General features: G+C 63.0%; 1 protein-coding gene. It reads left to right on the top strand.

The window, feature by feature from the left end; all coding sequences use genetic code 11:
• Positions 1–47 precede the first annotated feature (47 nt).
• A complete protein-coding gene (locus tag ACFT1A_RS28950; RefSeq protein WP_378449803.1) occupies positions 48–12380 on the top strand; it encodes an amino acid adenylation domain-containing protein in 12333 nt (4110 codons plus the stop codon).
• Positions 12381–12437 lie beyond the last annotated feature (57 nt).

The raw sequence follows: 12437 nt of genomic DNA, 5'->3' as shown, positions 1-12437 counted from the left end.
CTCGGGCGGTGGTGGTGTTGCGGTCGGGTGTGGGTGGGGATTTTTTGGTGGGGTTTGTGGTGGGTGAGGTGGGGGTGGTGGTGGATGAGGTGGTGGTGTTGGAGGGGGTGCGGAGGTCTCTTCCGGGGTTCATGGTGCCGTCGGTGGTGGTGGTGTTGGATGGGTTGCCGGTGACGGTGCATGGGAAGTTGGATCGAAAAGCCCTACCGGACACAACTTTCAACGCAGCAGAATATCGCGCGCCGATCACGCGAAACGAAGATGTGGTCGCTCGTGCGATCTCGGACGTACTCGATCTCGACCAGGTGGGGGCCGATGACAATTTCTTCGGGCTCGGCGGGGACTCTCTCAGCGCTACCCGCGTCATAGCGCGCATCAACACCGTGTCGAACATAAAACTCGGGGTCAAAGCGCTGTTCGACACTCCGGTGGTAGCTGATCTGGCGGCCTCGATCGATCCGGTCGAATCTAAACTTGGTGAATCGGGGCCTGTAGGTTCGGGTCTGGTTGGACTCTCGGGTATGGCACGGCCAGAACACATTCCACTGTCTCTGTCGCAGTCGCGTATGTGGTTCCTCAACCAGTTCGACACCTCATCTCCGCTCTACAACATTCCCGTTGCCCTGCAACTGGACGGATTCCTCGATCTCGAAGCGCTCGAAGTTGCGCTCGGCGATGTGGTGGAACGGCATGAATCCCTTCGGACGATCTTCCCGACTTCCGCGGACGGGCCGCACCAGGTGATTGTCGAACCAGCGCGCGCTGCCCCTCGGATCCACCCCGTACCGATTGCCGGCGAGCAGATATTTGCGGCGCTGCATGGGTTCTTCGACGTGGGATTCGATGTGGCCGAGGAGTTCCCGCTGCACGTGAGGTTGCTCCGAATCGGACCTGAGCAGCATGTTCTTGCGATCGTTGTCCACCACATCGCGGCCGACGGCTTCTCGATGACGCCACTGGCACGTGACCTGATGCGCGCCTATACATCCCGTGCGCAGGATCAGAGTCCGAGGTGGGCGCCACTGCCCATCCACTACGCTGATTACAGCGTGTGGCAGAGGGGGATCATCGACGCAGAAGGTGGTCCAGGTACGTCGATCGCGGAACAATTCACCTACTGGACCGAGGCGCTGTCGGGAATTCCTGAAGTCTCACCGCTCGCTCTTGATCGACCTCGAAGGCCGAAGCGCTCTTCCGAAGGTGCCGTCGTCTCGGTGAGCATCTCACCTGAAGTACATCGAGCTTTGACCGGCCTTGCACACCAGCATGATTCGACACTTTTCATGGTTGTGCACGCGGTGCTTGCGGTGCTGCTGGCACGGCTCTCGGGGTCAGGCGACGTTGTGATCGGGACGCCGGTCGCGGGACGCGGCGAAGCGGTGTTGGACGACGTAGTAGGGATGTTTGTCAATACTCTGGTTCTTCGTACGCCGGTCGAATCCGGAGCAACCTTTGCCGACACCCTTGCGGCAGTGCGGTCGACAGATCTCGGCGCACTGGACCATGCGGACATTCCCTTCGAAAAGCTGGTGGACTTTCTTGCGCCCGATCGTTCCACTGCGCATTCACCCCTATTTCAGGTATTGCTCGAATTCCAGACCGCCACGAGCCTGCGCCTCGAACTACCGGAGTTGACGATCCGTTCGCTCGACTTCGATCTCGAGGTGGCAAAATTCGATCTGCAACTGAGTGTGATGGAGCAGGTCGACGAGCGCGGCGTTCCGGATGGGATCAGCGCCGGCTTCCGCTATGCCACGGATGTTTTCGATCAAGGATCAGTGGAGCGAATTGCACAGCGCTTCGGGAGGGTGATCGACGCCGTGATCGACGATCCGTCTGCGATCGTCGGTGACATCGACATTCTTCTGACCGGCGAACGTAGCGAGGTGCTGGTTGCGCCGCCTCCCTCGGTTATCGACAGGAATGATGATTCGCTCTCGGATCTCTTCGATCGAGCGGTGCTCACTTCGGGCGATGCCGTGGCGGTGCGTTGTGACGGCCAGTCGGTGACCTACCGCGAACTGGACGAGCGAGCCAACCGCCTCGCGCGACTGCTGGTGACGCAGGGGGTCGTGCCAGAGACACTCGTGGCAGTGGCGATGACCCCGTCGTTCGAACTTCTTGTGGCTCTGCTGGCGGTGGTGAAATCGGGCGGTGGATACCTACCGGTGGACCTGACGTCTCCGCCCGAACGGGTGAGCTTCGTGCTGCGTGACGCTGCGCCGGTGTGCGTACTGACGACCACCGCCGGCAGTGATGAAGTCGGCCGCAACGGGGTGCCCACGATCGTCGTGGACAGTACCGACATTCGTGATGCGCTGCAGAGTTTTTCACCGCTGCCGGTGACCGAAGAAGACAGGCCGCTACCGTTGCGGCCCGATTCGGTGGCCTACGTGATTTACACCTCGGGATCCACCGGGAGACCGAAGGGGGTGCAGGTACCTCATCGCAGCGTCGTGACGTTGCTGGCAAACACCCGAGCGCTCTTCGGATTCGACCGCGGCGATGTGTGGACGATGTTTCATTCGGCGGCATTCGACTTCTCGGTGTGGGAAATGTGGGGTGCACTCGCACGCGGAGGCCGACTGGTACTGGTCGACTATTTCACGGCACGGTCACCCGAGGCATTCCTCGAATTGCTGCGGGACGAACGTGTCACGGTGCTCAATCAAACGCCTACCGCTTTCTATCAATTGGCGGAAGCCGACCGGCGTGCCGGGGGCGCGGACCTGTCATTGCGTTACGTGATCTTCGGCGGTGAGGCGCTCGACTTCGGGCAGCTGACGCGCTGGTACGCCCGACGCGGGACCTCGCCACCGGATCTGGTCAACATGTACGGCATCACGGAGACAACCGTGCACGTCAGCCACCTACCGCTGGATCGTGAACTGGCGCGTGAAGGATCTGCTTCGGTGATCGGGCGGGCACTGCCGGGGTTGCGTGTGTACGTGCTGGATCAGCGGTTGCACCCCGTGCCGCCCGGCGTCGTGGGTGAACTGTATGTCTCCGGCGACCAGGTCTCACGCGGATACCTCGGCCGGTTCGTCCTCACCGCCACACGTTTCGTTCCCGACCTCACAGTCATCGGTGCGCGCATGTACCGGTCCGGTGACGTGGGGCGCGTGAATGACGACGGGCAACTGGAGTACCTCGGTCGCAATGACATGCAGGTGCAGGTGAAGGGCTATCGGATCGAACTCGGCGAGGTGGAGTCTGCTCTGCTCGGCGGAGTGGGAGTGGCGCAGTCGGCGGTGGAGGTTCGCGGAGACCGGTTGGTGGGCTACGTGGTGCCGGAGTCCGGTGCGACCATCTTTCCGAAGGCGTTACTCGAGGACCTCTCGGCGACGTTGGCAGCACACATGGTCCCCGCTGTCGTGACGGTTCTCGATGCCCTGCCACTGACGGTGAACGGGAAACTCGACCGGAAAGCGTTGCCTGAACCTGACTTCGGGCAACAGATAACCGAGAGCCGTTCTCCCGTCTCGGACACGGAAAGTATCCTTGCGAGCCTTTTCGCCGAGGTTCTGGGTCTCGACGAGGTAGGGGTGGACGACTCGTTCTTCACCCTCGGTGGCGATTCGATCATGTCCATCCAGTTGGTGAGCCGCGCCAAGTCTGCCGGAGTTCTCATCACACCGCGCGAGGTGTTCGAGCGCAAAACCGTGGCAGCGCTGGCCGAGACGGCCGGAACGGCTGGCAACCGTGTCGTCCTCGACGAATTACCTGGCGGCGGCGTCGGTGAGATCGAATTGACGCCGATCGTCAAATGGATGCTTGCCCGTGGTGGAGATTTTCGCCGGTACTCCCAATCCGTTTTGCTCTCGGTTCCTGCCACGCTCGACGAGGACACGTTGACACAGGCCATGCAGGCCGTGTTGGACCATCACGACATCCTCCGAGCAGGCCTTCGGGTCGCACTCCACCCCGAATCAGTTGGGCGGATGGACGTCGAGCCTGCGGGCGCGGTGAGGTCGCCGACAGTCGTGCACCGCGTGCACCTCGACGGCGCTGTGGCCGAGACGGTCTCGACGGCACTTGTCGCCGCTCTGGATCGGCTCGATCCGGGGGCCGGCGTGATGGTGCAAGCAGTGTTGTTCGAACCTGACGGATCTGGGCGCAAGCGGTTGCTTCTCGTGGCCCACCACCTCGTGACGGACGGGGTCTCCTGGCGAATTCTGATCCCCGATCTTGCGCTCGCGTGTGCGCAGGTGCAGTCGGGCATCGACCCTTCACTGGCTCCGGTCGGGACGTCGATGCGTCGATGGGCGCGCGGCCTCGTCGACGCCGCGCACGAGCCGGATCGGGTTGCCGAACTCGACTACTGGCGGGACACACTGCGAGGTCCGGACCCGATGCTCGGCGCGCGCTCCTTGGCGACGACGGATACCGGCGTGAGTGCAGCAGACGTCGAAATGCGGGTACCCCCGGCCTTGACCGAAACCGCGTTGACCGATGTGCCGCAGGCGATTCACGGGAGCGTCGAGGACGGATTGTTGACGGCGTTGGCTATGGCTTTGGTTCGCTGGCGGAGCGAGCGGGGGATCGACGCTCCGGAGGCGTTGATCAGTCTCGAGGGTCACGGACGCGAGGAACCGGTGGTCCCGGGGGCTGACCTTGCTCGTACCGTCGGATGGTTCACGTCGATTTTCCCGGTGCGCCTCGATTTGAGCGGAGTGGATCCGAGTGATGCCTACGCCGGCGGTCCGGCTGCAGGCTTGGCTGTCAAGACTGTCAAGGAACAACTCCGGGAAGTACCGGAACGCGGCATCGGATACGGCCTACTTCGATACCTGAACGATGATACAGCACAGTCGCTTTCGCAGTTTTCTGCCCCACAGATCAGTTTCAACTACCTCGGACGGGTCGGTGGATCCGAGGCCGATGCTTCTACGGAATGGATACCGATCCGTGACGAGGGTCTGCGGGCAGTCGCAGTCACCGAGCTGCCGCTGGCGGCTGTCCTCGAGGTCAACATCATGATCATCGAGGGCAGCGACACTGCAGACCGCCCGGAGCTCGTTGCCGCCTGGACCTATTCGCCGGACATTCTGCGCGAGGACGACGTCCGCCACCTCGCGCAGTTGTGGGTCGACGCACTCGTCGGGCTCGGCGAGTACGCAGCGGACGGTGGCGGATTCACACCCTCGGATTTCGATCTGGTCGAGCTTCGACAGGATGCGATCGACGACCTCGAGATTCGGTGCGACGACCTTCGCGACGTCTGGCCACTCTCACCACTGCAAGCAGGCCTGCTGTTCCATGCCGAACTGGCCGAAGAGTCCGTCGACGCCTACCTCGTGCAGGTGACCCTCGACCTCGTCGGCGACCTCGATGCGGAACGCCTTCGCCGCGCGGCCGATACGCTGCTCGACAGGCATGAAAACTTGCGCAGCGCCTTCCTTCACGACGCGGACGGCCGCGCCGTCCAGGTGGTCCGAAGCAAAGTGGCTGCGCCATGGCAGGCAGTCGACCTCGCTGCCAAGTCAACTCGGGATCTCGAGCAAGTACTGGCGCAGGACCGAGCGCTCCCGTTCGACATCTCGCGTGCGCCGCTGATCAGGTTCACGCTCATCGCGATTGCCCCGGAAACGTTCAAGCTTGTGCTGACCAACCACCACATCCTTCTGGACGGCTGGTCGATGCCACTTCTGATCAGGGAGTTGGCGACCCTGTACGTTGCGGACGGCGAGGCGTCGGAGTTGCCGCGTGCACGCCCCTACCTCGACTACCTGACCTGGATGAACCGTCGCGACGGGGAAGCCTCCTGCGGGGTGTGGGCGAGGGCACTGCAGGGAATTGACGGACCGACGCTGCTAGCCCCGCAGGATCGGTCGCGTCGACTCTCCACCATGGCGGCCGAGTGGGTGTTCGATCTGGACGAGGATTTCACGACGACACTTCGCGGCGTAGCGAGGAGCCGAGGGCTGACGTTCAATTCGATTGTCCAGGCGTCGTGGGGGATCGTCCTCTCGGCGCTGACCGGGCGAGACGACGTGGTGTTCGGAGCGACTGTGTCGGGTCGGCCTCCCGAGCTGACCGGGATCGAAACCATGATCGGGCTGTTCATCAACACAATTCCGGTCCGAATCACGGTGCGACCGGGTGAGAGTGTCGGCGCTCTCCTGCAGCGGATTCAGTCTGAGCAGGCGGAGTTGTCGGATCACCACTATCTCGGACTTTCCGAGATCCAAGACGCCTCCGGGCCGGAGATCGGCTTCGACACGTTGACAGTCTTCGAGTCGTACCCCGTCGACCGTCAAGGACTGTCGACCGATACGGACAACGCGGGGATCCGCATCGCCGGCGTCGAGGCGAAGGACGCTGCCCACTATCCGCTCAGTTTGGTGGCGTCGGTCGATACCAGGCTTCGGCTGAAGTTCGAGTATCTACCCGAGGTTTTCGACTCAGGCGATATCGAGTCCATCGCCGGCCGACTGCGGCGCGTGCTCGAAGCGTGTGTCCATCCGGATCAATCGTCGGCCGCGGTGTCGGTACTGACGGAGATCGAACGCGACCAACTGGTGCCCGTCCGTGGTGCGGTTGGTGGGTCGACCCGCATTTTTCCAGAGATCTTCGGCGCGGCAGTTCAGCAGGATCCGGATGCACTCGCTGTTGTGTCGGCGAGCGGCAGTATGACCTATGGCGAGCTGGATTTCCTGTCGAATCGTATTGCTCGCGTACTCGTCTCGCGAGGACTGGGGGCCGAGGACTACGTCGCAGTCGGTGTTCCGCGTTCTCTCACCTCGGTATTGTCGATACTCGCCGTGGCCAAAACAGGCGCTGCATTCGTGCCGATCGATCCGAACTACCCTGACGAGCGGATCACCCACATGTTGAGCGATTCCAACGTCGGCGTCGGATTGACCACTACCGCATGTCGTGATCGGCTGCCCGATATCGCAGAGTGGCTGATTCTCGACGATCCGGACTTCACCGAGAAGTGCGAAGGATTCTCGGGCCGCCCTCTGACCGACAGCGACCGACTCCGTCCGATCGGGTTGGATTCCGCGGCCTACGTCGTTTACACCTCGGGGTCGACCGGCGTGCCCAAGGGAGTGGTGGTCACTCATCGCGGCCTCGACAATTTCGCGCGGGACCAAGTCGAACGCTACGGTGCAACACCACAATCGCGCACACTGCACTTCTCCACTCCGAGTTTCGACGGGTCGCTCTTCGAGTATCTGCAGGCTTTCGGCGCCGGCGCGGCCATGGTGATCGCTTCGCCCGGGGTGTACGGGGGCGAGGAGCTTGCGGAGCTTCTGGCCGAGCACGCCGTCACCCACGCGTTCATCACCACCGCCGCACTGGCTTCGGTGGATCCAGCTGGGCTCGAGCAACTTTCGGATGTCGTGTTCGGTGGTGAAGCCTGCCCGCCCGACCTTGTCGCTCGCTGGGCGCCCGGCCGCAGGCTGTACAACGCCTACGGACCGACCGAGGCGACGATCATGTCCAACGTCAGCCCGCCGATGGCGGCTGGTGAACGCATCACGATCGGTGGACCAATCAGGGGTGTAAGCGAACTGGTGCTCGATTCGCGGCTGCAAGCCGTTCCCGTCGGGGCGCCTGGCGAGCTGTACCTTGCCGGGCCTGGAGTGGCGCGGGGATACCACTGTAGGCCGGGATTGACGGCAGAACGCTTTGTCGCCAACCCGAGTGACCCGGGAACGCGGATGTACCGCACCGGAGACATCGTGCGATGGACGGCCGAATCGCGTATCGAATACATCGGCCGCACCGACTTCCAAGTCAAGATTCGGGGCTTCCGTGTCGAACTGGGTGAGATCGACAGCGCGCTCATGGCGGAGACGAACGTCGGGTTTGCCGTCACCATTGCTCACCGCGGCCCCGCGGGAGACTCCCGGCTCGTGTCGTACGTCGTGCCGGCAGAGGGCCGATTGGACACCAGGGTCTTGATTAATGCCCTGGCCGAGCGATTGCCTTCGCACATGGTGCCCGCCGCAGTTGTCGTGCTGGAGAGCATTCCGCTGACAGCCGTCGGCAAACTCGACCGCTCGGCGTTGCCCAGTCCCGAGATCCACACGACCGCAAAGGATTTTCGTTCACCGGTCGGCCCGATCGAGCAGGCGGTGTCGAACGTGTTTGCAGAGGTGCTCGGCCTCGACTGCGTCGGTGCCGACGGTAACTTCTTCGACCTCGGGGGAAATTCTCTCAGCGCTACATCGGTCGCGGCCAGGCTGCGGGCAGTGCTGGAAGCCTCCGTCGGCGTGCGGGATCTGTTCGAGGCGCCGACGGTAGCAGCCTTGGCTGCGGTGATCGAACAGTCGGTTGCTGGACCGTCGGGGCGCCCGGTGTCGGAGCCGCGCCCTCGACCCGAAAACATCCCGTTGTCGTTTGCTCAGCAGCGAATGTGGTTCGTCAATCAACTGGACACCAGTTCGCCCGCGTACAACATCCCGCTCGTGGTGCGACTGACCGGGGAACTCGACAAGCCGGCGTTGAGAGCAGCGGTGTCCGATGTCATCGCCCGCCACGAATCGCTACGAACGATGTTCCCGGTTCGCGGCGACGGGCCGCTCCAGCACATAGTGCCCACCGACAGCACGGCGCTGCCGCAGTTGGCCGAACCACCTGTTGCCGACGAACATCACCTCCACGGCGAGCTTGCCAGAATGGTCTCGGCAGGGTTTGACGTCGCAGCGCGAATCCCAATGCGCGCAGCGTTGTTCACCATGGGCGAGCGCGAACACGTACTTGCGGTTGTGGTGCACCACATCTCCGCCGACGGTTTCTCGATGTCCCCGTTGGTGCGGGATGTGATGACGGCATACGAGGCCCGCGTACGCGGCGAAGAACCGCAATGGGCGCCTCTGGTGATCCAGTACGCCGATTTCACCCTCTGGCAGCGAGAGCTTCTGGGTTCCGGCGAAAACCCGGTATCGGTGATCTCCGAACAGCTGGATTACTGGCGACGCACACTCTCGGGCGCACCCGACCTCCTGGAACTTCCTCTCGATCGGGACCGGCCCGCACAGCAGACTTTTCACGGCTCGCGCATCCACTTCTCGATCGGCCGTGACCTCCATCGCCGTATCCAGGAGCTGTCGAGGCAGCATCAGTCCACTGCATTCATGACAGTGCACGCGGCGCTCGCAGTACTGCTGGCACGTCTCGGCAGCACCGACGACGTCGTGATCGGGACACCGATCGCCGGTCGAGGGGACCGCGTCCTCGATGACCTGATCGGCATGTTCGTCGGAACACTTGCCCTGCGTACACAAGTGGACTCGGCTCAGTCGTTCCGGGACTTCGCGGGCCATTGTCGCGAGGTCGACCTCGCGGCGTTCGCGCATTCCGAGGTTCCGTTCGAGAGGGTTGTCGATGCGGTCGGGCCTGAACGGTCGACGGCCTACGCTCCCATCACCTCGGTGTCGCTGGAATTCCAGAACAACGAACGGCCGAATCTGCAACTGCCGGAGTTGGAAGTCCGCGGCATCGACCCCCAACTCGACGTCGTGAAGGTGGACCTGGAATTCCTCCTGGCCGAGGAATTCGACGAAAGTGGAGCGCCCCGAGGGATGAGCGGCGCGGTCGACTTCGCCACTGATCTCTTCGATCCAGGGACGGTCAGCAGCTTTGCCGACATGTTCGTACGTGTTCTCGAATCCGTGACTGTGCATCCCGAAGCGGCCATCGGTGACATTGCGCTGTTCGGTGATCTCGAAACTCGCGAGTTGGTGCCGGCGCGTGGACAGACGGGAGTACCACCGAAACTATGGCCCGACTTGTTGACGACCGCTGCTGCGGTCGACCCGGACTCGGTGGCTCTGTCACTCGAGAACCGGCAGATCAGCTACCGCGAACTGGACGAGTGGTCGAACCGTGTGGCCCGGGAACTGTGCGGTCGGGGTGTGGGCCCGGAGACCTTCGTGGCGTTGGGGATGCCACGATCGATCGAGTCGGTGGTGGCTATTTGGTCGGTGGCCAAAGCCGGAGCTGCTTTTGTGCCCGTCGATCCCGACTACCCGCGTGGGCGCGTCGAATACATGCTCGCGGATTGCCGAGCCTCACTCGGATTGACGGTTCGCGGAAGCCGAACCCATCTACCCGACGTGGTTCCTTGGCTCGAACTCGACGATCCTGACTTCGAGCAGCGGGTGGCGGCGTTGTCGCCGGAACCGATCACCGACGACGACCGAACCGGTGAATTGCGCCTCGACCATCCTGCCTATCTGATCTACACCTCGGGGTCTACCGGAAAGCCCAAGGGAGTGAACATCACTCATCGCGGTCTGGCCAACTTCACGGCAGAGACTCGAGAGAGGTTCGAGGTCACGCACGATGCGCATGTCTCGCAGTTGGCGTCGCCGAGTTTCGACGCGTCCATCTTCGAGTTGACCATGGCGTTCAGTGCGTCCGCACGGGTCGTGATCGTTCCACCGTCGGTGTACGGTGGCGCCGAATTGGCAGACGTTTTCCGGCGCGAGCAGGTCACTCATGCCACCATCACGCCGACTGCGTTGGCGGCGCTCGGTGACAACGGATTCGAGGCGCTTCGTGTCCTCGATCTGGTGGGCGAGGACTGTCCGCCGGAGGTGGTCACGCAGTGGGCGCCGGGTCGGAGGCTGCACAACGGGTACGGCCCGACGGAAACCATGGTGCAGGCAAGCGTCAGTGATTCGATGAAACCCGGGGTAGGAGTGAACATCGGCTCGCCCGCAGTGGGATTCGGTTTCCTGGTGCTGGACGAGCGTTTGCAACCCGTCCCGGTCGGTGTGCCGGGGGAGTTGTACATCATCGGCCCGGGTATGGCACGTGGGTACCACAATCGGGCGTCACTGACGTCGGAGCGATTTGTGGCCTGCTTGTACGGGGCCCCGGGGCGTCGGATGTACCGCACCGGAGATGTCGTGCGCTGGCGTGAGTCCGGCGGCGAGAGTGCACGTGATGACAGCAGCACCAATGATGACAACAGTGCAAGTATTGGGTCACATCACACGCTGGAGTACATCGGGCGCAGCGACTTCCAGGTGAAAATCCGCGGTTTCCGGATCGAACTCGGCGAAATCGATGCAGTTCTCACGCGACACCCGTCCGTGGACTTCGCTGCCACCATCGGCCAGGTCGGGCCGTCGGGTGAAACGGTCCTGGTGTCGTATGTGCGTGCGTCGGATGCCGAATCTTCGGACAGCGTAGCCAGAGACAGCGAAGCCCCGGACGGCGACGAGATACGGGTGTACGCGGCCGACCGACTACCCGCGCACATGGTTCCGTCGGCGGTGGTACTTCTCGAACGAATACCGATGACACCGGTGGGTAAGCTCGACCGGAAGGCTCTGCCGGCACCCGAATTCAGTTCGGACGCAGCCGAGTTCCGCGAACCGGTCACCGAGACCGAACACGCAGTGGTCGACGCATTCGCCGAGATTCTTGGCGTCGACCGGGTGAGCACCGCGGACAGCTTCTTCGATCTGGGCGGGTCGTCTCTGGTTGCCACCCGAATCGTCAGCGCACTGCACTCCCGATTCCAACGCAGGATTCCACTTCAATGGCTGTTCCTGGACCCGACACCCGCCGGAATTGCTCGACGCCTCGACCTGCCGGCTGTGAGCGCCGGCATGGAAGAGTTTCTCTCCGTGGTTGTTCCGCTGCGCGCAGAAGGACGTGGGCGACCACTGTTCTGTGTGCATCCTGGTATGGGCCTGTCCTGGGGGTATGCCGGTCTGGTGCGGTACCTGCCCGAGGACCGACCGGTGTACGGCCTTCAGCTCCCCGCACTCAGCGACGACGGTGACTATCAGTCGATCGAACAGTTGGCGCATCGCTACGTCGAAGAGATGGAGGCCGTGTCGCCGGAAGGGCCCTACGACTTGCTCGGGTGGTCGCTCGGTGGCGTCATCGCGCACGCCATGGCCGTCGAATTGCAATCGTCCGGCAGCGAAGTCGCAACACTGACGATGATGGACAGTTACCCCGACAACGGCGATGCGGCGCCGTCAGCCGTCCTCGATGTGCGGGACCTGCTGAGAGGACTCGGCCTCGAGGTCGAGACCGACGAAGATCTGACCTTCGACGAGGCGGCGGCCGTGTTGACCCAGTCGGTCGGGACCGAGACCGGGGTCGACGGTCGGGACCTCGAGCGGATTGCCCGTGCGTACGAAACCTCGCAGCGAATCACGCACCAGTTCGTTCCACAGGTCTACGAAGGAGACCTGGTGATTTTCCCGGCAACCGGAGGAGACGACACGATTCCGCGCGAAAGGTCGACCCAGGAATGGGGTCCGCTCGTGACCGGCCGGATCCTGGACATACCGGTGGGATGCGGACACAACGAGATGATCGAGCCTGCGGCCATGGCGGTCATCGGACCGGAGATGGCTCGGCTCCTCACGATGTTTTCGGGTTACTCCGAACGGGCATGACAACTTCAAGCCACCAAGCCGCAAGCCCGCGACGCGAGCGCCACCAAGCTGTTGCCG

Source organism: Rhodococcus sp. NPDC057135, assembly GCF_042670865.1.
Lineage (GTDB): Bacteria > Actinomycetota > Actinomycetes > Mycobacteriales > Mycobacteriaceae > Rhodococcus_F.
The sequence above is the reverse complement of the archived record's forward strand: the minus strand, read 5'-3'. Positions and strand labels throughout refer to the sequence as shown.